This window comes from Nonomuraea sp. NPDC049725 (assembly GCF_040674795.1).
Lineage (GTDB): Bacteria > Actinomycetota > Actinomycetes > Streptosporangiales > Streptosporangiaceae > Nonomuraea > Nonomuraea ceibae.
In genome coordinates this window covers 231,700-249,832 of the sequence record NZ_JBFANJ010000011.1, presented here as the reverse complement: position 1 = coordinate 249,832, position 18,133 = coordinate 231,700, and the positions used below count along the sequence as shown (strand labels likewise).

Below are 18,133 nucleotides of genomic sequence, written 5' to 3'. Positions count from 1 at the left end.
GCATGACCTCGCAGATGCGCCCCGCGCGGCTCGGGATCCGGGCGCTGCTGGAGTATCAGCGCCAGGGCGAGACCTGGATCGAGCGGACCTTCGACCGGTACGGCCCGATCTTCACCATGTGGAACCCCGGCGTCGGGCGCGTGGCGATGCTGCGCGATGCCGACCACGTCAGGCAGGCGTCCTCGGCCAGGGAGCGGCTGCTGGCCCCGTTCGAGGGCGGCCCGCTCGACCTGGCGGCGGGTCCGCGCTCGATCCTGGCGCTGGAAGGGTCGCAGCACCTCCAGGTCCGCAAGCTTCTCCTTCCCCCGCTGCGCGGCAGCGCTCTCGAACGGCACCGCGCCCTCATGTCGGCCGCCGTGAGCCGGTCGATGGCCTCATGGCCGGTGGGCGTCCCCTTCGAGCTGCTGCCCCACCTGAGCGACACGGTCTTCGACATCTTCCTGGGCGTCCTGCTCGGCGTCGAAGGCGACCGGCTGGCGTCCTGGCGTGCGCCGTTCGCCGCGCTGCGGGCGCGGTTGCACGCGCCGTCGACGCAGGTCCGCTACATGATGCGGCGTACGGGCGCGGTCGCGGCATGGCGATCGTTCCACCGGCTACGTGAGCGGTGCGTCCGCCTGATCGGCGCGGAGATCGAACGCCGCCGCCGCGACCCCGCCGGGCAGGGGGACGACGTGCTCGGCTCGCTGATGGCGGCGCGGACCCCGTCCGGGTCAGAGCTGACCGACGCGGCGCTGTGCGACCAGATGATGGCGCTGCTGCTGGCCGGGCACGAGACCACCGCCGTGGGCCTGGCCTGGACCGTGGAACGGCTGCTGCGGCACCCGGAGGCGCTGGCGCGGCTGACGGCGGAGGCGCTGGCCGGCGACGGCGAGGCGTTCGCCACCGCCGTGGCCTGCGAGGCGCTGCGGCAGCGCCCGCCCGTCGCCTTCAAGCCCCTCGGCGTCACCCGGCACGCCTGCCGGCTCGGTCCCTACGTCATCGAGCCGCGCACGACGCTGCTGGTCCACCTGCGCTCGCTGCATCACGACGCCCGTCACTTCCCCGCGCCCTCGGCCTTCAGGCCCGAACGCTTCCTCGACACGCGCCCGGCGCCGGGAAGCTGGCTGCCGTTCGGGCTCGGCGCCCACCTGTGCCCCGGCAAGCCGTACACGATGGCGCAGAGCGGCGCGCTGCTCCACACGATCCTGCGTGGTGGTGAGCTCTCGCCGCCGCCGGACGCTCGGGACGAACCCATCGAGCGGGCACACATGGTGATCAACCATCCGGGCCGCAACTGCCTGGTCACCTACCGCCCCCGGGCCGACCTCGCGGGGCCGTTGAGCCGCTAGCAGGCCAGTTCGATCGCCATGCGGGCGATGCGGCTCCGGTCCCCGGCCTTGGCGCCGCACTCTGCCGTTCCGCCGGCGTCGCCGTGCTGCCAGGAGGTGGCGTGTCCCGAGCCGAGGCGCTTCCCGTCGCACTCCACGACGAAGTCGGCGTCCACCAGGTGAGGCGCCACCTGGTAGACCACATACCGTCCCGGGGCGCCGAAGGAGTTCTCACCGTGACGGCCTCGGGACGGGTACGTCTGGCCGATGGGGGCCAACGATCGGCCGACCCGCTTGGCCAACGACGTGATCGCCTGCTGCGGGTTGCCGAGCTTCACCCCGGTCACCTGCGCGGCGCCCGATCGCAGCACCTTCATGGTCGGGACCCACTTCTCGCCTTTCGCCAGCGTTCTCGCTTCGGAAACCGCTGTGAGGACGTCGCAGTCCTCGATGCCGGACCAGGATGCCGGCACCGGCGAGTGCCGCGGTCGCGATCTTGCGCATGATCCGTAAGACAGGAAGATCGTCCCGCAGGTTCCCAGGCTGCTCACGTGTACCCCTGACAGCCACGAGTTCCGTCATGTGTGGCGGTTCCGGACACCGCCCGGTGCGATGTTCATCCGGCTCGTCAAGGCCGGTTGTCCTTGCCGTCCAGCCAAAGCGTGTCGGACGCGTCGCGGTGGGAGCCCGAGCTGCCGACGTGTTTGGCGTCGATTTTCGGCCCCTTCTTGATGACGTGCACCAGCGCCATCGCGTGCCCGCGCCCGAGGTCGTAGTCCTGCTTCAGCCAGTCGACGATCACTCCGGCCTTCACGGACGGGGCGTCGAAGCCGCGTTCCTTCGCCAGAGCGATGAACTCACGAGGGGTAAGTCCGGTCTTGTCCTCGATGTTGTCGAGGTAGGCCTGGAAGGACATGCGCTTCTCCATTCTCCAGCGGGGATGCTTCGCAACCCCGTGGGCTGCAAGCTTGTCTTTTGAAAGTACGCTTTGTCAACTGAAGTATTGGGTTAGGATTGCCACCATGGCGCCGAGGGAGTACGGACAGTTCTGCGGCCTGGCCCGCGCGATGGAGATGGTCGGCGAACGGTGGACCATGCTGGTCATCCGCAACCTGCTCACCGGGGCCCAGCGCTACACGGACCTGCGCAATGGCCTGCCGGCCATCCCGACCAACATCCTGTCGGCCCGCCTCAAGCAGCTGGAAGAGGCGGCGCTGGTCACCCGTCACGCGCTCCCGTACCCCGATCGCGCCGTCGTCTACGAGCTGACCGACTACGGACGCGACCTCGAACCCGCGTTGATCGCGCTGGGCCGTTGGGGCGCGCGGACCCTCACCGAGCCCCGCCCCGGCGAGCTCGTCACCGCCGAATCGGTCGCCATGTCGTTCCGTACAGCATTCCGGGCGCAGGCAGCCCGGGAGGTCACGGCCGGTTACGAGATCCGCCTGGGTGACTTCACGTTCCGCTTGCAGGTCAGCGATGGCGAACTCGAGGTCGGCATCGGCCCGCACCCGGCCCCCGACCTCGTCATCGAGCGGTTGAGCGGCCACCCCGTCCGCGAACTGATGGGTGGCGGCAAGACCCCGGATGAGCTGCTCCGCGACGGCAGCCTGCGTGCCGAGGGCGACCCCGTACTGCTGGGCCGATTCGCCAAGATGTTCCGCTTTTAAGCGAAACGCCGCCGGAGACGTGAATGCGGGGCCACGCCTGATGCGCGCCCCGCAAGGTCCTCACGAGCCCGGGATCAGCAGGTGATCCTCCTGCTCCTGTTGGTGAAGCCGCCGGCCTTCTCCGCGTAGACCCAGACGCGCCAGTCGTAGGTGCCGTCACCGCATCTCGCCGGGAGTCCGACCTTCTTGTCGGAGTCCTTGGTCCAGGTGTCCGAGTTCATGGTCTGCCAGCCGTACCACCGCTTGCGCTGCACCTTCAGCGTCATCTGCCCGCAGTCGCCGACCCACGTGACCGTGCCCTCGACGTGCGCGCCGTCCTTGTACGGGATGCCCGGGCTGACGCTGCACGCCGCTGCTGCCTGCGTCGTGGCGGCGCTCGCCGGCTGGGCTCCCGCGAGCAGTCCGGCGGAGACTGTCAGAGCGATGATTCCGACCGATAGCCGCATGATTCTCATGTCCCTTTCGTTCCTGGGTCGATGTGGAGGGGACGATACGGACGAGCGGTATGTCTGCGGTATGCCGGGGACGCACGCCCGGCATCCTCAGCATCCCGAAACATGACGGTCTCACGACCGGTGCGCGGCCATAACGCGTTCGGGAGCCGGGAACGGGTGAAGTTGGCAGGTGCGGCACTGGCGTGCCGGGTCCGTGGCCGGTGCCCTTGAGGTCCGTAGGTGAGGACAGGAATGATGTCACCGCAGAGCAGCCCGCCCTAGACCGCCCCAGAACCCATCCGCGATCCGCGCCAGGACCACCTGCTGACCCCGCGCAACAGTGCCATCGTCCTGATCGATCTCCAGGAAGGGCAGTACGCGACCGTGGGGTCCGCGACGCGGGACGAGATCAACCTCGGGGCCGTCACGCTGGCCAAGCTCGCCCACGCCTACCGGGTCCCGACCGTACTGAGCACCGTCGCGGTCGGCATGGGCGTCAACCAGCCGACCATCGAGGAGATCACCCGGGAGCTTCCCGGGGTCACGGAGATCGACCGTACAGGCGTGAACTCCTGGGAGGACCCGGACTTCCGGGCGGCGGTCGAAGCCACCGGCAGAAAGAAGATCATCATGGCGGGCCTGTGGACGGAGGTCTGCCTCGCCTTTCCCACTCTGGACATGCTCCGCGAAGGCTTCGAGGTCTACCCCGTCATCGACGCCGTCGGCGGGGTCTCGCCCGTCACCCACGAGACAGCCGTCCAGCGCATGATCCAGGCCGGTGCGCAGCCCGTCACCTCGCTCGCCCTGGGCTGCGAGTTCATGCGCGACTGGGCGCGTGACGACGCCGATCTCTACCGCGTCGTCATCAACGACTACTTCCGCCGCAAGCGCGCCATCGGGCAGCGCTCCGGCAACCTGTTCTAGGGCTCCGACCGGGCTGGGGACACGTTCCGGGGGCTCCCCGATGTGACGTGCGTCATGCCGGCCGGTCGTCCCGGGCGTCCCGGCTCCTTCGTCTCTGAGATGTAACAACCGAAGCAGCGAGGAGATCGTCATGGAGAGCCGTTTCAACTACGCCGAGAACCCGGTCGGGGCCAAGGCCGCGAAGTACGTCATCTCGGCGGGCAAGGTCGTCACGGACTCGTCCCTGCCGCCGCTCACGAAGGAGCTGGTGGCGCTCCGCATCAGCCAGATCAACGGCTGCGCGCCCTGCGTCGAGATCCACACCAAGGACGCCGAGCACGCGGGAGAGACCTCCCTGCGGATCAACCTGGTCCCGGTCTGGCGGGAGGCGCCGGTCTACACGGACGCCGAGCGGGCCGCCCTGGCACTCGCGGAAGAGGGCACCCGCGTCGCCGACGCCGCCGGGGGCGTCAGCGACGAGACGTGGGCGGAGGCGTCCAGGCACTACGACGAGGACCAGCTCGCCGCCCTGGTGGCGCACATCGCCGTGATGAACGCCTTCAACCGCATGAACATCATCACCGCGCAGCCCGCCCCCGGCACCTACCGGCCCGGCCAGTGGTAGATCCGGAAACCCCCATAGCCGAGAGGACGACCTCGTCATGACCGAACACGCCACGACCGCGCCGAGCGGTCCCGAATCGCGTCTCTCCGATCCGAGCAAGTTCGTGCCCGAGCTGGGGGCGATCGCCGGAGGAATGACCAAAGCCGCCGAGAACGGCTCGGTCCCGCGGACCACGATCCTGCTGGCCCAGCTCCGGATCGGCCAGCTCATCGGCAGCACGTACCACACGGTCGTGCAGTCGGGCAATCTTCGCGAGGAAGGGGAGCCGGAGGAGCGCATCACCGCCGTGGCGAGCTGGCGGGACGCGCCCCACTACTTCACCGGCGCGGAGCTGGTCGCGCTGGAGCTGGTGGACGCCATTCTCACCCCGAACCCGTCCGGCGAGCGCGTCCCGGACGAACTGTTCGCCAGGGCGTCCGCGCACTACGACGAGAAGGCGCTCGTGACGCTGTGCATGGCGATCGGCAGGAGCTGCTTCTTCGCCCCCATCACCCTCGTCGGCAAGCCCTCCCCGGGCCGGGCGCCGGGCGAGAACTGGAGGAAGTGACGGGAGCGAGGCTCGGCGCGCCGCGCTCAGCGACGGACCGGGTAGCGCAGGTGCAGGGCGCGCCGGCCCTGGATGACGATCGGGTCGTCGAGCAGGAGATGCCCGCCTTCGAGCTTGGAGAAGTACGGGATCCCCTCGCCGAACAGCACCGGCACGAGGCTCACGCACACCTCGTCCACCAGGCCGAGGGCGAGGGCCTGCTGCGTCACGTTCGCGCTGGCGATCGTGACGTTCCGGTCGCCGGCGATCTGCTTCGCCCGCTGGATCGCCGCCTCGACCCCGTCGACGAACGTCGTCGCCGGCCACTTCCCGGCGGCGTCCGCCGGGGGCCGGTGCGTGACGACGACCACGGGTGCGCCGGCCGGATGCCTGTCGTTCCAGCCGCCGGCGATGTCGAACAGGCGGCGGCCGGCGACGAGCGCGCCGGTGTTCTCGGTGAGGTCCCGCCATGCCGCCGCACCCGCTTCGTCGACCTTGACCGAGATGTCCTCGTTCGGGTTCGGCACGACCACGTCCCCGGCCTCGTACCAGTCGAACAGCTCGGCGACCTGGTCATCCGGCTGCGCGATGTATCCGTCCAGCGACATCGTCATGTGGCTGAAGACCTTGCCCATGAGGGTCCTCCTCTGGTTACCGCTCGGCCCGGTGGTTCCGGCCCGTCCTTCAAGGGTCATGGGGTGGACCGTTCTCGGCGGCGGAACTCATCGCGCCCGGTCGGACAGCGTCGGCGATACTGTGGGCGTGGAGTACGTGTCCAGAGTGCCGCGTCCGCCGCTGGACAGGCTGATCGACGACCTCTACTACCTGGAGGGCGCGTCGCCGTACGCCCGGCTGACGCTGCCGCCGATGCCGGCGGCGCTGCTCATCGTCAACCTCGGGGCGCCGTTCCGCATCCGCGCCGGCGCCGACCTCGGGACGGCCGAGTACGCCGACGGCTGCGTGGTCACCATGCCCACCCGCGCGCTGGAGTTCGGCTACCCGCCGCGGACCCGGTCCGTCGGCGTGCACTTCAAGCCGTGGGGGCTGGCGCCGTTCCTGCCGATGCCCGCGGCCGAGCTGTGCGACCGGCCGGTGACGGTGGAGCAGGTCTGGGGCCGGCCCGCCGTCGCCGAGCTGCGCGACCGGCTGGCCACGGCGGACGGCCCGGGCGAGATGCTGACGCTGCTCGAACAGGCGCTGACGCGACGGCTGCGCGAGACCACCGGCCTGGGGCTGGTCCGCCATGCGAGCGGCGTCATCGCGGCGGCCGGCGGGGCGGTGGCGATCGGCGACCTGAGCGCGGCGGCCGGTGTCAGCAGCACGCATCTGGCGCAGCGGTTCAAGGAGGTCATCGGCGTCACGCCGAAGCGGCTGGCCCGCACCCACCGCTTCACCGCCACCGTGTTCGCGATCGACCCCGCCGGACCGATCGACTGGGGCGAGCTCGCCGGTGGCGCAGGCTACTTCGACCAGGCCCACTTCGGCCACGAGTTCCGGGCGTTCACCGGGCTCACGCCGACCCGGTACGTCGAGGTGCGGCGGCGGTTCCTGCGCGAGCATCCCGGCCACGCGCTGGACGGCTGGCCGCTGCCGGCCGATTGATTTCTTACAAGAGCGGCGGCTCACGGCACGCTAATTTGAGGGCACCCAAAATGGAGGAGGGGCCCCGTGGGCAAGGTGGTCATGTACAGCTCGGTGTCGGCGGACGGCTTCATCGCGGACGAGAACGACCAACCCGGACCGCTGTTCGACTGGTTGACCAGCGGTGACGTCCCGTTGGACGAGAGCGGCGAGCTGAAGGTGTCGCAGACGTCCTACGACTACACCAAGGCGTACTGGGACCGGATCGGGGTCACGATCGTCGGCCGCCACGTCTTCGACCTGACGGACGGCTGGGACGGAAAGCCGCCGAGCGGCATCGACCACGTGGTCGTCGTGACGCACCGGCCGCAGCCCGAGGGCTGGGACCCGGCGGCGCCGTTTCACTTCGTCGACGGCGTCGAGGCGGCCATGGCCAAGGCGCAGGAGCTGGCGGGCGACCGCGTGATCGAGGTCGCCGCCGGCGACGTCGGTGGCCAGGTGCTCGCCGCGGGGCTGGTCGACGAGGTGCGCATGGACGTCGTGCCGGTGGTGTTCGGGTCCGGCAAGCGCTACTTCGGGTCGGTCCACGCGCAGCACCTGCTGGAGGATCCCGACGTGGTGGTCCAGGGCAACCGGGTGCTTCACCTGCGTTACCAGGTGCGCCGCTGATCCATCTGATTCACCTGTAGACGGGAGGCGTGGCGCCTGGGGGGCGGTGCCACGCACCTGAATGTGCCTTTTGTAGGCCCTCTCTTACTCACTCATGATGGTGTTACGCACTACGAGTGAGGTGAGGGAAATGGCCCCCTTGATGCCACATCAGGCGTCGCGGAGCCGGCCGGATCTGCCCCGGCCGACTCCGATGAGCTCGCTGGCGGCCCGGTTGCGGGCGATCTCGCCGTGATGGGTGGCGGCCCAGCCGGCCATTGCCGTCACCGCGTCGATCAGCGACCGGCCCAGCTTCGTCAGCTCGTACTCCACTCGCGGCGGGACCTCGGCGTACGCGGTCCGGGTGATCAGGCCGTCGCGCTCGAGATGCTTGAGCGTCTGGGTCAGCATCCGCTGGGAGATTCCCGGGATGCTCGCCTGCAGGTCGGAATAGCGCAGCGGGCCGGCGTTCAGGGTGCTGATGGTCAGCACCGTCCACTTGTCGCCGATGCGGTCGAGCACCTCACGGATGAAGGCGCTGTCCTCCGGCCACGCCTGGCACGGACCAGCGATCTGTCGCGCTGACGCCATCTCGGTTTCCTCTCATCCGGCTGTAACCGCACTACCAGTATGTAACACGTGCGGGGCGGTCACCCCGATCCACGACCACGCCCGCGCCACACCTCAACGCAACGGAGAGTGATCACTGTGAACGCACACGACACCGTCGTGGTCGGCGCGGGCCCGGTCGGGCTGTGGACGGCTGCGGAGCTGGCCCTGGGCGGCGGGCGACCGCTGGTCCTGGAACGGGCCGAGCAGCGCAGCCCGCACTCCAAGGCGCTGGCCATCCACCCGCGCACGATCGAGGTGCTGGCGATGCGCGGGCAGGAACAGGCCTTCCTCGACGGCGGGCTGCCCGTGCCGGACGGGCACTTCGGCATGCTGCCCGCCCGCCTGGACTTCCGGGAGCTGGCCACGCCGTTCCCGTTCATGCTCGCGCACCCGCAGCTGCGCACCGAGGAACTGCTCGAACAGCACGCCCTGGCCCTCGGGGTGGTGATCCGGCGCGGGCACCGGGTGACCGGGCTGAGCCAGGACGAACAGGGCGTGACGCTGCGGGTCAGCGGGCCCGACGGCGCGTACGAGATCACCGCGGACCACGTGGTCGGGGCGGACGGCGCGGGCAGCACCGTACGCCAGGCGGCGGGCATCGGCTTCCCCGGCACCGACTCGACCATCTTCGGCTTCCTCGGCGACGTCGAGCTGGCCGAGCCGCCGGAACGGCCGGGCACCTGGCACAACGCGCACGGCGCGCTGATCGTGGCGCCGATCCCCGGCGGTCGTTACCGCGTCACCGGGTACGCCCCGTCAACCTTCGCCCCGACCCTGGAGTCCCTGCGGGAGACGACGCAGCGGATCGCGGGCACGGACTTCGGCATGCACTCCCCCGTGTGGCTGTCCCGCTTCGGCAACGCCACCCGGCTCGCGGCGCAGTACCGGAAGGGCCGGGTGTTCCTGGCGGGCGACGCCGCGCACATGCACTTCCCGGCGGGCGGCGTCGGGCTGAACGTGGGCCTGCAGGACGCGATGAACCTGGGCTGGAAGCTGGCCGCGGTCCAGCGGGGCCGGGCGGAGGCGTCCCTGCTGGACACCTACCACCAGGAACGCCACCCCGTCGGCGAGTCCCTGGTCGAACATACCAAGGCCCAGACCGCCCTGATCACCGCCACCACCGAGGAGGGCCTGTCCCTGCGCCGGTTCATGGCGGACCTGCTGCGCGCCCATCCCGACGTGGCGGCCGAGCTGGCCGACACGCTGACCGCGCTGGCCGTACGCTACCCGGGCGCCCATCCCCTGGCAGGCCGGCGCCTCCCGGCCACCCGCGAGCAGCTGCGCCTGCTGCGCGAAGGCCGCCCGGTGCTGCTGACCCAGGAGGCCACCCCGGCGCTGAAGGACCTCGCCGTGAGCGCGGACCTCCAGCTGTACGAGACCGAGCTGCCCTGGCCCACGGCCGCCGTGCTGATGCGCCCCGACGGGCACGTGTGGGCCGCCGGAGACACTGCCGGGCAGCTGGCGGACGCCATGACAGAACTCCCCCTGGCCTGACGGGAAGCGGCATGGACGTACGCGAACGTCACGTCACACACCCTGAGCCAGGGATGCCGGGCAGCTCCCGCAGCCAGGCGTCCTGGATGTCGTCGGCGCCGTCGCGCGGCGGCTCGGCGGCCACGCTCGGCTCCGCCGTTCACCTGGACGACCTGGGCCGTGACGTGGCCCGCACCGGGTGAGGCGAGCCGGTGCACGGTCTCGGCGACGTCCCGCGGCGTGCCGACCCGGCCGGTGCCGGTCTGCGCGCCTCGCCCGGCCTAGGTTCAGCGCGCAAGATTCTTGCGCGTCGGGGCGAGAATTCTCCATCGGTTCGATCGGGGGTTCGACTAGCGTCGGCCGGGTCCGGATGCCTCCGACGAACAGGAGCAGGGTCATGCCGGTTTCGGTGCTGGACATGTCGATGTCGCTCGACGGGTACATCGCGGGCCCGAACGACGAACCGGGCAACCCGGGCGGCGACGGGTTCGTGCGGCTGCACCAGTGGGGCCTCACGCCGGACGGGGAGTTCCGCCGGTCCGGTCCGGCCGGGGAGGTGCTCGGCGAGATGGCGGCGGCCGGGGCGGTCCTGGCGGGACGGCGTACCGCGGAGCAGGCCGATCACTGGGGCGGTGATCACCACGGTCAGGGCATCCCGGTCTTCGTGGTCAGTCGTCGGCCGCCCGGCCCGTCCGTGGCGCGCCATCCGCTGGTGACCTACGTGACCGACGGGATCGAGAGCGCGATGGCGCAGGCCAAGGCCGCCGCCGGGGACCGGCACGTGCATGTGATCGGCGCCCGCACGGCGCAGCTGGCGATCGAGGCCGGGCTGCTGGACGAGGTGCGGGTCCATCTGGTCCCGGTGCTGTTCGGCGGTGGCCGGCGGCTGTTCGACGTGCTGCCGTCGCGCGTGGAGCTGGACGTCGTCCGGGTGATCGACACGCCGGAGGCCACTCACCTCCGCTACCGCGTCCGCCGCTGACCCGTACGGAAGAAGGAGGCACGATGAAGCGCGTCGGCGTCATCGGAGTGGGTGAGATCGGCCGGGCGATCGTGACGGGCCTGTGCGAGGGGGCCGGCGACGCTCCCGAGGTGTTCCTCTCCCCACGGGGAGCTCGCACGGCCGCCGAGCTGTCCGGGCGCTACGAGAGCGTACGGGTGTGCGCCGGCAACCAGGAGGTGCTGGACCGCTCCGACATCGTGATCATCGCCGTGCGCCGCGACGATCGGCACGAAGCGCTGGCCGGCCTGACCGTGGGCGACGACAGGGTCGTGGTCAACGTGATGGCCGGGGTCGGCAACGACGACCTGCGCCGGACGCTGGCCACCGGCGCCCCGCTGGTACGGGCCATCCCCCTGCCCGCCGTCCGCGAGCGCCGTTCCGTCACCGTGACGCACCCCGCGCACCCGGTCGTCGACGACCTCTTCGCGCGGCTGGGCGGGGTGCTCCCGGTCGGGGACGAGGCGGCCTTCAACGTCTTCTCCGCACTGACGGGAACGCTGACCGCCCACTACTCCTACCTCGCCACGATCGCGTCGTGGGCCACCGGCCACGGCATAGCCCCCGAGGCCGCCGACAGCTACGTGCGCGGCCTCTTCCAGGGCGTCGGCCGCTCCCTGAGCGACCGGACCCGCTCCCTGCACCAGCTCGCGGCCGACCACGAGACCCCGAACGGCAGCAACGAACGCGTCCGCACCACCTGGTTCACCCCGGCCAACGCCCAGGCCCTCGGCCAGACCCTCGACGACCTCCTCACCCGGCTCGACGGACCACGGGACGGCGGCGCGCGGGACGGCGGCGCGCGGGGCCTACAGGCCGAAGGCGCCGCCCTCGACGAGGATCGCCACGCCGATGCCTGACAGCACGAGCGGCAGCAGTACGTGACCCCACCGGCTCAGCGTCCGGGCGACGACCGGCCGGGTGGCGAAGAACCGGCCGACGGCACACCATACGGCGACCAGGGCCAGGAACACGACGATGTGGACGGTCGTCGAGCCGGCCCCGGCGGTGGTGAACACCGGCACGTACACGCCGATGTTGTCGCCGCCGTTGGCGAAGGTGACCGCGGCCACCTCCCATGCCCTCGGCCCCCCGGCGGGCGCCTCCCCGGGCCCCTCGTCCTCGCCGTCGCGGTGGCTCCGCCACGCCTGCCAGGCCGCCTTCAGGCCCAGGAGCAGCGGCAGCAGACCCAGATACGGCAGCACCGGCTCGGGCAGAAGGGCGGCGCCGGAGGCCGCGACCACGGCCACGGCCAGGATGCCCAGGAACCCGAGGTACTGGCCGGCCACCACCCGCGCCGCCGCACCCGGGCTCCCGGCGCCCCGGGCGAAGAACAACGCCAGGATCACGAGGTCGTCGACGTTCGTGACGGCGAACAGCCCTGCCGCCTGACCGACGACACCCACGTTCACGCCGGTTCTGCCCCTTCACCCGTGATGCGCCCCCGGCGACCCTACAAGGTCACTCCCCCGCCGACGAACGCCGGCTGGATCGCGCTGGTGCGGCCAGGGTGGCCATCGCCTCGAGCAGCGTCGCGTACACGGGGCCGGGTTCGGCGGGCTCCTCCCAGCTCGGCTCCTCCCCGTCCGCCGGGCCGGTCTCCGCCGCCGGGAAGAACAGCCACCACAGGTTGTGCCAGGGGTCGAGGAACCGGGCGATGCCGTATCCGCCGTAGAAGGGGGAAACCGGCGTGACGACGGTCGCGCCGCGTGCGACCGCTCTGCGCATCGTCTCCTCGGGGTCGGCGACGTACACCTGGGTCAGGGCCGGGGTGAACGGCCAATCGGCCTTGCGGTCAGCGACCATGATCAACGAGTTGCCGATCTTGACTTCGGCGTGGATCAGCGTTCCGTCCGCGGCGTGGAAGTCAGGGGTGCGGGCCTCCTCCCGCTCCGTCGCGTCGAAGACCGCGACGAGGAAGTCGATGAAGGATTCGGCTCCGTCGACGACGACGAATCCGTTGACAGTGTTCTCGCCCCGGGGTTCGGGACCTTGCTCGGTCATCTCCATGCCGGGAGGCTAAGGACGATTGCGGTCAGGCTCCTGCCGCGATGACGGACCGCGCCCACTGGTGGAAGCCGGTCAGCGGAATCCCCAGGTCCGCGGCGAACTCGGGGCGCGCCGGTGCCGGATGTGCGCTCATGTACTGCTGCGCCTGGAAGAGCCCGGTCATCAGGCCGTCCGCGAGGGCTTGCTCCGGGCCGGCCGGAAGCTCGATCGTGGTGCCGAGGGCCTCCGACAGCACCCGGGCGGCGGTGCGGAAGCTCAGCACGTCACCGGCGAGTTCGAGTTCGACGCCGTGAAAACGCCCGGGTTCCGCGAACGCCGCGGCGGCGGCCGCCCCGATGTCGCCGACCGCGACGAAGGGAAGCGGGACGTCGGGATCGACCCCGACGAGGAGCCGATCCGAGGTCAGGTCCGCGAAGTAGAACGACGGCCGGACGAAGTTCTCCATGAACGTGGCCGGGCGCAGGATCGTCCACCGAGGGAAGCCCGCGCCGCGTACGAGGTCCTCGACCGCGGCCTTGCCGCGCCAGTAGTGCCGCATGTGCGCGCCCCAGCGCCGCTCGTCGAAACGCTCGACGTCGACGGTGCCCGCGCCCGACACCGAGGTGTGCACCACGTGCCCGACGCCCGCCGCCCGGGCGGCCTCGACGAGGTTGCGCCCGTGCCGGACCTCGGAGTCGCCCGTCGGGTCGGCGGGATCATAGGTCTGCACCGAGAACACGGCGCGGGCGCCGTCGAGCGCCGCTTTCAGCGACGCGACGTCGTCGAGGTCGCCGCGCACGGGGACGGCGCCCAGAGCACCGAGGGCGACGGCACGCTCGGAGCCGGGGTCCCGCACCAGGGCGTGAACGGGGACGCCGGCGTGAAGCAGCGCGCGGGCCACGGCGCCTCCTTGCTTGCCGGTCGCTCCGGTGACCAGCACGAACGATGACGATTCAGGCACGGCACTCCTCCAGGGATCGATATGGGGTGGCACCCCACTTCGTGCCACCCAACATATGGGGTGGCCCTCCGGTTGTCCAGATGAAAGGGTGTCCTCATGGCGAACCCCAAGGCCACGCCGCAGCGATCGGACTGGCAGCGCAACCACGAGCGGCTCGTCGCGACGGCCGCGGCTCTCGTCGCCCGCGAGGGGGCGCAGGTCTCCCTGGAGGAGATCGCCCGTGAGGCCGGCGTGGGCTCCGCGACCCTGCACCGGCACTTCGCCTCCCGCCAGGCGCTGCTCGAGGAGGTCTTCCGCGACGAGGTCGAGCGGCTTCGCCTGCGCGCCCGCGAGCTGGCCGCCGGCGACCCCCGGACGGGACTCGTGACCTGGCTGGAAGAGCTGACGATCTCCGCCGTGAACACCCGCGGCCTGCCCGCTTCGCTGGCCGCCGGGGCGGGCGCCGGCCCGTCGGCCGGCGACACCTGCCACGCCGTCATGCGGGAGGCGACCGTGACGCTGACGGATCGCGCCCTCGCGGCAGCCGCCGTCCGCCCCGGAGTCTCCCCGGATGACCTGCTCGCCCTGGTGGAGGCGGTCGCCCAGGCCACCGAGGGCGATCCGCCGGCGGCACTCCGCCTGCTCCGCCTCGCCCTCGACGGCATCCGGCCCTGACCGTCCCCCACGACGCCCCGGCCTCTCGGGGCGCTGATCGGATGGCCGCCGCCCGGCGTTCGCCCGCGTCTCGGCTGGTTCAGAGGTACGTGACGCCGGTCAGTCGCCCGGCCGCCTCCCAGAGCCACCTGCCGACGGCCGGATCGGCCGCCTCGCGGCTGAGCCGGGCCTCGGCGACCGGGCCGCGGGTCTCCCAGGGCCCGGACGGCCCGAAGAACTGGCCGCCCCGCACCCCGGGGTCGGTCGCGGCGCGCAGTTGCGGCAGCGCGCCGCGTTCCACCGGCTGGGTGACCACCAGGCCGAGCCGCGCGATCACCTGCCCGAGCCGGCCGCGGTGCTCCCAGGCGCGCGGAGTGAGGTTGGTGCGGGTGAGGCCGGGGTGGGCCAGCGTGCTGATGATCGGCGATCCGGCGGCGCGCAGGCGGCGGTCCAGCTCGACGGCGAAGATCGTGGTGGCGAGCTTGGACCGGCCGTAGGCGGGAGCGGCTCGATAGTCACGTTCGAACATCAGGTCGTCGAGGTCGAGGTGGGCGTTCCTGTGGGTGATCGAGCTGAGGCTGACCACCCGCGGGCGGGCGGCCGCGGCCAGGTTGCCGAGCAGCAGGCCGGTCAGCGCGAAGTGGCCCAGCATGTTGGTGCCGAGGTGCAGCTCGAAGCCGTCGGCGGTGGTACGGCGGGGGCCGAGCAGCACCACGCCGGCGTTGTTGACCAGCAGGTCGATCGCCGGGTGGTCGGCGGCCAGCTTCGCGGCGAACGCGCGTACCGAGTCGAGGCGGGCCAGGTCCAGCTCGCGCACCTCGACGTCGCCGCCGATGCGGCGGGCGGCCTCCTGACCGGCGACGGTGTTACGGACGGCAAGCACGACACGGGCCCCGCGGCGGGCCAGCTCGGTGGCGGTGACCAGGCCGAGGCCCGAGTTGGCGCCGGTCACGACGGCGATCCGGCCGTGCTGGTCGGGGATGCGATCAGCGGTCCATCCGGTCATCTGCTGCTCCTGGAGGTCTCGGTGCGGTCGACCGCCGACGTTAGGGGTAACGCGGGCCGCCTCCGTCGTTCCCGGTTGCCTAGGACCGCGGGACCTACCTTGGGAGGCCGGTCAGGCGGCAGACTTGCGGCATGACCAACCTGTACGCCCGTGAGCTCGGGGACTTCCTGCGGGCCCGCCGCAACCGGCTGAGTCCGTACGACGTGGGCCTGGAGCCGGGCGGACGCCGCAAGGTCACCGGGCTGCGGCGGGAGGAGCTGGCCCTGCTGGCAGGGTTGAGCACCGACTACTACCAGCGGATGGAGCAGGGCCGCGAGGTGCGCCCGTCCGACGACGTCCTGGACGCGCTGGCCGGGGCGCTCGGCCTCGCCGACGAGGAGCGCCGGCACCTGTTCACCCTGGCCCGCGCCGCCCGCCGGCCCGCGCCCGCCCGAGTGGACCGGGGGCCGGAAAGGGTGCCGGACAGCACCCGGCGGCTGCTGCGGGTGATGGACACCCCGGCGGTCGTGCTCGGCCGGCACCTCGACCTGCTCGACTGGAACCCGATGGCCGAGGCGCTGCTCGGCGACCCGGGCGACTGCCCGCGCGACCGGCTCAACATGCTCCTGCTGATGTTCGACGGCACGCTGACCGGCGAGCGGAGCTGTCCCGACTGGGAGCGGCAGGCCCTGGACTACATCGGCATGATGCGCGCCGCCGTCGCCACCGACCCCACCCATCCGCGCGCCACCGCGATCGTCGGTGAGCTGAGCATCCGCAGCGCCGAGTTCCGGCGGCTGTGGGCCCGGCACGACGTGCGCGAGTCGGTCAGCGGCGCCAAGACCTTCCGGGTCCCGGAGGTCGGCGACATCGTCCTGGACTGGGACACCTACCCGCTGCCCGGCAGCCCCGGCCCGGTCATGCTGGTCTACACCGCCGAGCCGGGCAGCGCCGACGCCGACCGGCTGCGGCTCCTGGCCTCGTTGCACGCGACCCGCTCGGCGCGCACCGGCGAGCGCACCGGCTAGGCGAGGGCCCGGCGGACGGCCCGGTGCGACCGATCAGAAATCCTCCGCCACGTCGTCAGTCCTGGTAGCCCCTATCGCACCGGTGGAAGGATTGACGACCATGACCGACGCCAGACCGCTCGGCGCCGACGAGGCCACGTTCATCGCGGCGGCCCGCTCAGGCGACACGACACGGTTCGCCCATGTCACGGAGCGCCACCGGCGTGAGCTGCAGGTGCACTGCTACCGGATGCTCGCGAACTACGAGGACGCCCAGGACCTGACGCAGGAGACGTTCCTGCGGGCGTGGCGCAAGCGGGAGTCGTTCAAGGGCGACGCCGCGCTGCGGACCTGGCTGTACCGGATCGCGACGAACGCCTGCCTCGACTTCCTCGACAGGCGCAGCGCCCGCGTGCCCGTGCCGTCCGAGCTGCCGGACCCCGACTCCGAGCCGCTGTGCCTGCAGCCGTACCCGGACCTGATGCTCCCGGAGGACCCGCAGGAAGCGGTGGTGGCGCGGGAGACGATCGAGCTGGCGTTCATCGTCGCCGTCCAGCACCTGCCGCCGCGGCAGCGGGCGGTGTTCATCCTGCGCGACATCCTCGGCCGGCCGGCGTCGGAGGCCGCCGGCGCCCTCGGGGTGACCGTCGCGTCGGTGACCAGCGCGCTGCAACGGGCCCGTGTGACGATGCGCGAGCGGTTGCCCGGCCGCCGCCTCGATTGGCGGAGCCCCGCCACCCACGAGCTGTCGGACGACGAGCGCGGCGTGGTGAAGTCGTACCTGGACGCCCATGAGCGCAACGACCTGGACGGGCTGACGTCGCTGCTCCGCGACGACCTGCGCTTCGCGATGCTGCCCGACCCGGGCACCGTGGTCAGGTCGGCCAAGGAGGCGGTGGACGGCTGGGTCTCCAGCGGGCTCTTCCGGCGCGGCCACGACGACTGGCGCGGCATCGCCACGACGGTCAACCGCATGCCTGCCGCCGCGCTGTACCTGCGCGCCCCCGGCGACCCGGAGCACCGCTTGTTCGCCATCGCGGTCCTGCGCGTCGTCGACGGGAAGATCGCCGAGCTCACCGGGTTCGACGCCACCGGCAAGCCGTGGCTGGGCCTGCCCCCGGCGCTGTCATAGGACGCGGGCCCAGCACACACCGTTCACGGGCCGAGGATCCGGCCCGTGCTCATCGCCTCGTCTCGTACCGGGTCAGCGTCACGCCGCCGGGGAACGTCCGGGTCTCCACCAGATTGAGGTTCACCCAGCTGTCCAGCGCCGTGAAGAACGGCGTGCCGCCGCCCACCAGCACCGGGTAGGTGGCCAGGACGTACTCGTCGATCAGCCCGGCCCGCATGGCCGCCCCGGCCAGCGTCGCGCCGCCGATGCCCATCTGGCCGCCGTCCTCGGCCCTGAGCCGGGCGATCTCGGCGACCGCGTCGCCTCTGACCAGCCGGGTGTTCCAGTCGACCTTGTCGATCGTCGAGGAGAACACCACCTTCGGCGTGTCCCGCCAGTTCCGCGCGTACTCGATCCGCGCCGGGGTGGCGTCGGGCTGCTGGTCGCCGGTCGGCCAGGCGGCGCTCATCGTCTCCCACAGCTTGCGCCCGTACAGCACCAGGTCGTTGGCCCGCTCGTGGTCGAGCCAGAACTGGAACAGCTCGTCGTTCGGCGGCCCGCTCCAGCCGATGTCGTCGCCGGTCGCGGCGATGTAGCCGTCCAGGCTCAGGTTCATGCCGAAGATCAGTTTCCGCATCGTGTCAGCCTCCTGTGAGTCGGTCTCACAC

24 protein-coding genes are annotated in these 18,133 nt (G+C 71.6%); 14 read left to right on the top strand and 10 right to left on the bottom strand.

Going from position 1 to position 18,133, the window contains the following annotated elements; genetic code table 11:
- Window positions 1-2: 2 nt before the first annotated feature.
- A complete protein-coding gene (locus AB0J53_RS28415) occupies window positions 3-1,328 on the top strand; it encodes a cytochrome P450 (RefSeq protein WP_364177893.1) in 1,326 nt (441 codons plus the stop codon).
- Here AB0J53_RS28415 and AB0J53_RS28410 read toward each other — a convergent pair.
- On the bottom strand, window positions 1,325-1,684 hold the full coding sequence (locus tag AB0J53_RS28410; RefSeq protein WP_364177891.1) for a hypothetical protein: 360 nt from the start codon (window positions 1,682-1,684) through the stop codon (window positions 1,325-1,327). The genes AB0J53_RS28415 and AB0J53_RS28410 overlap by 4 nt on opposite strands.
- Before the next feature lie 251 nt (window positions 1,685-1,935).
- Window positions 1,936-2,223 carry a DUF4287 domain-containing protein gene (locus AB0J53_RS28405; RefSeq protein ID WP_219509132.1) on the bottom strand — a complete coding sequence of 96 codons (288 nt, stop codon included), beginning with the start codon at window positions 2,221-2,223 and terminating at the stop codon, window positions 1,936-1,938.
- Window positions 2,224-2,329: 106 nt separating this feature from the next.
- Between AB0J53_RS28405 and AB0J53_RS28400 the strand changes: the two genes are divergently transcribed.
- On the top strand, window positions 2,330-2,977 hold the full coding sequence (locus AB0J53_RS28400; RefSeq protein ID WP_364177888.1) for a helix-turn-helix domain-containing protein: 648 nt from the start codon (window positions 2,330-2,332) through the stop codon (window positions 2,975-2,977).
- 74 nt (window positions 2,978-3,051) lie between these two features.
- On the opposite strand, the gene AB0J53_RS28395 is transcribed toward AB0J53_RS28400, so the two are convergent.
- Window positions 3,052-3,423 (bottom strand): hypothetical protein, encoded by a 372-nt coding sequence (locus AB0J53_RS28395; protein WP_219509134.1) that lies wholly within the window; start codon window positions 3,421-3,423, stop codon window positions 3,052-3,054.
- A 285-nt stretch (window positions 3,424-3,708) separates the two neighbouring features.
- Between AB0J53_RS28395 and AB0J53_RS28390 the strand changes: the two genes are divergently transcribed.
- From AB0J53_RS28390 to AB0J53_RS28380, 3 genes are all read left to right on the top strand, one after another.
- A complete protein-coding gene (locus tag AB0J53_RS28390) occupies window positions 3,709-4,335 on the top strand; it encodes a hydrolase (protein WP_364178175.1) in 627 nt (208 codons plus the stop codon).
- A gap of 130 nt (window positions 4,336-4,465) precedes the next feature.
- Window positions 4,466-4,939: a carboxymuconolactone decarboxylase family protein gene (locus AB0J53_RS28385; protein ID WP_364177885.1), complete on the top strand. Its 474-nt coding sequence runs from the start codon at window positions 4,466-4,468 to the stop codon at window positions 4,937-4,939.
- 37 nt (window positions 4,940-4,976) lie between these two features.
- Window positions 4,977-5,486 (top strand): carboxymuconolactone decarboxylase family protein, encoded by a 510-nt coding sequence (locus AB0J53_RS28380; protein WP_364177882.1) that lies wholly within the window; start codon window positions 4,977-4,979, stop codon window positions 5,484-5,486.
- Between the two features lie 26 nt (window positions 5,487-5,512).
- Here AB0J53_RS28380 and AB0J53_RS28375 read toward each other — a convergent pair whose 3' ends face one another.
- Window positions 5,513-6,100: a dihydrofolate reductase family protein gene (locus tag AB0J53_RS28375; RefSeq protein ID WP_364177879.1), complete on the bottom strand. Its 588-nt coding sequence runs from the start codon at window positions 6,098-6,100 to the stop codon at window positions 5,513-5,515.
- A 127-nt stretch (window positions 6,101-6,227) separates the two neighbouring features.
- On the opposite strand from AB0J53_RS28375, the gene AB0J53_RS28370 reads away from it, so the two are divergent.
- Window positions 6,228-7,067, top strand: coding sequence for a helix-turn-helix domain-containing protein (locus AB0J53_RS28370; protein ID WP_364177876.1), 840 nt, complete (start codon window positions 6,228-6,230; stop codon window positions 7,065-7,067).
- A gap of 66 nt (window positions 7,068-7,133) precedes the next feature.
- Window positions 7,134-7,715, top strand: coding sequence for a dihydrofolate reductase family protein (locus AB0J53_RS28365; RefSeq protein ID WP_364177873.1), 582 nt, complete (start codon window positions 7,134-7,136; stop codon window positions 7,713-7,715).
- A gap of 150 nt (window positions 7,716-7,865) precedes the next feature.
- Here the strand turns inward: AB0J53_RS28365 and AB0J53_RS28360 are convergent, their stop codons facing one another.
- Complete coding sequence (locus AB0J53_RS28360) at window positions 7,866-8,285, bottom strand: helix-turn-helix domain-containing protein (RefSeq protein WP_357593883.1); 420 nt, start codon at window positions 8,283-8,285, stop codon at window positions 7,866-7,868.
- 117 nt (window positions 8,286-8,402) lie between these two features.
- Between AB0J53_RS28360 and AB0J53_RS28355 the strand changes: the two genes are divergently transcribed.
- The 4 genes from AB0J53_RS28355 to AB0J53_RS28340 all read left to right on the top strand — a co-directional run bounded on the left by AB0J53_RS28355 (window position 8,403) and on the right by AB0J53_RS28340 (window position 11,639).
- The gene (locus AB0J53_RS28355; protein WP_364177870.1) at window positions 8,403-9,800 is read left to right on the top strand and encodes an FAD-dependent monooxygenase; all 1,398 of its coding nucleotides are present in this window, start codon (window positions 8,403-8,405) and stop codon (window positions 9,798-9,800) included.
- Between the two features lie 53 nt (window positions 9,801-9,853).
- Window positions 9,854-9,982, top strand: coding sequence for a hypothetical protein (locus AB0J53_RS28350; protein WP_364177867.1), 129 nt, complete (start codon window positions 9,854-9,856; stop codon window positions 9,980-9,982).
- Between the two features lie 194 nt (window positions 9,983-10,176).
- Window positions 10,177-10,761 carry a dihydrofolate reductase family protein gene (locus AB0J53_RS28345; RefSeq protein ID WP_364177864.1) on the top strand — a complete coding sequence of 195 codons (585 nt, stop codon included), beginning with the start codon at window positions 10,177-10,179 and terminating at the stop codon, window positions 10,759-10,761.
- A gap of 23 nt (window positions 10,762-10,784) precedes the next feature.
- Window positions 10,785-11,639, top strand: coding sequence for an NAD(P)-binding domain-containing protein (locus AB0J53_RS28340; protein ID WP_364177861.1), 855 nt, complete (start codon window positions 10,785-10,787; stop codon window positions 11,637-11,639).
- On the opposite strand, the gene AB0J53_RS28335 is transcribed toward AB0J53_RS28340, so the two are convergent.
- The 3 genes from AB0J53_RS28335 to AB0J53_RS28325 are packed head-to-tail and all read right to left on the bottom strand — an operon-like array spanning window position 11,589 to window position 13,729.
- Window positions 11,589-12,191 carry a cadmium resistance transporter gene (locus AB0J53_RS28335; RefSeq protein ID WP_364177858.1) on the bottom strand — a complete coding sequence of 201 codons (603 nt, stop codon included), beginning with the start codon at window positions 12,189-12,191 and terminating at the stop codon, window positions 11,589-11,591. The genes AB0J53_RS28340 and AB0J53_RS28335 overlap by 51 nt on opposite strands.
- 49 nt (window positions 12,192-12,240) lie before the next feature.
- Window positions 12,241-12,789: a VOC family protein gene (locus AB0J53_RS28330; RefSeq protein ID WP_364177855.1), complete on the bottom strand. Its 549-nt coding sequence runs from the start codon at window positions 12,787-12,789 to the stop codon at window positions 12,241-12,243.
- Between the two features lie 25 nt (window positions 12,790-12,814).
- Window positions 12,815-13,729 carry an NmrA/HSCARG family protein gene (locus AB0J53_RS28325; protein ID WP_364177852.1) on the bottom strand — a complete coding sequence of 305 codons (915 nt, stop codon included), beginning with the start codon at window positions 13,727-13,729 and terminating at the stop codon, window positions 12,815-12,817.
- A gap of 96 nt (window positions 13,730-13,825) precedes the next feature.
- On the opposite strand from AB0J53_RS28325, the gene AB0J53_RS28320 reads away from it, so the two are divergent.
- The gene (locus tag AB0J53_RS28320; RefSeq protein ID WP_364177849.1) at window positions 13,826-14,383 is read left to right on the top strand and encodes a helix-turn-helix domain-containing protein; all 558 of its coding nucleotides are present in this window, start codon (window positions 13,826-13,828) and stop codon (window positions 14,381-14,383) included.
- Between the two features lie 79 nt (window positions 14,384-14,462).
- On the opposite strand, the gene AB0J53_RS28315 is transcribed toward AB0J53_RS28320, so the two are convergent.
- Entirely contained in the window at window positions 14,463-15,368 is a 906-nt protein-coding gene (locus tag AB0J53_RS28315) for an oxidoreductase (protein ID WP_364177846.1), read from the bottom strand.
- 131 nt (window positions 15,369-15,499) lie between these two features.
- Between AB0J53_RS28315 and AB0J53_RS28310 the strand changes: the two genes are divergently transcribed.
- Both AB0J53_RS28310 and AB0J53_RS28305 read left to right on the top strand, forming a co-directional pair.
- Window positions 15,500-16,375 carry a helix-turn-helix transcriptional regulator gene (locus AB0J53_RS28310; protein ID WP_364177843.1) on the top strand — a complete coding sequence of 292 codons (876 nt, stop codon included), beginning with the start codon at window positions 15,500-15,502 and terminating at the stop codon, window positions 16,373-16,375.
- A 100-nt stretch (window positions 16,376-16,475) separates the two neighbouring features.
- Window positions 16,476-17,486, top strand: coding sequence for an RNA polymerase subunit sigma-70 (locus AB0J53_RS28305; RefSeq protein ID WP_364177840.1), 1,011 nt, complete (start codon window positions 16,476-16,478; stop codon window positions 17,484-17,486).
- A 49-nt stretch (window positions 17,487-17,535) separates the two neighbouring features.
- Here the strand turns inward: AB0J53_RS28305 and AB0J53_RS28300 are convergent, their stop codons facing one another.
- Window positions 17,536-18,102, bottom strand: a complete 567-nt coding sequence (locus AB0J53_RS28300; protein WP_364177837.1) for a dihydrofolate reductase family protein — start codon at window positions 18,100-18,102, stop codon at window positions 17,536-17,538.
- Window positions 18,103-18,133: the final 31 nt, after the last annotated feature.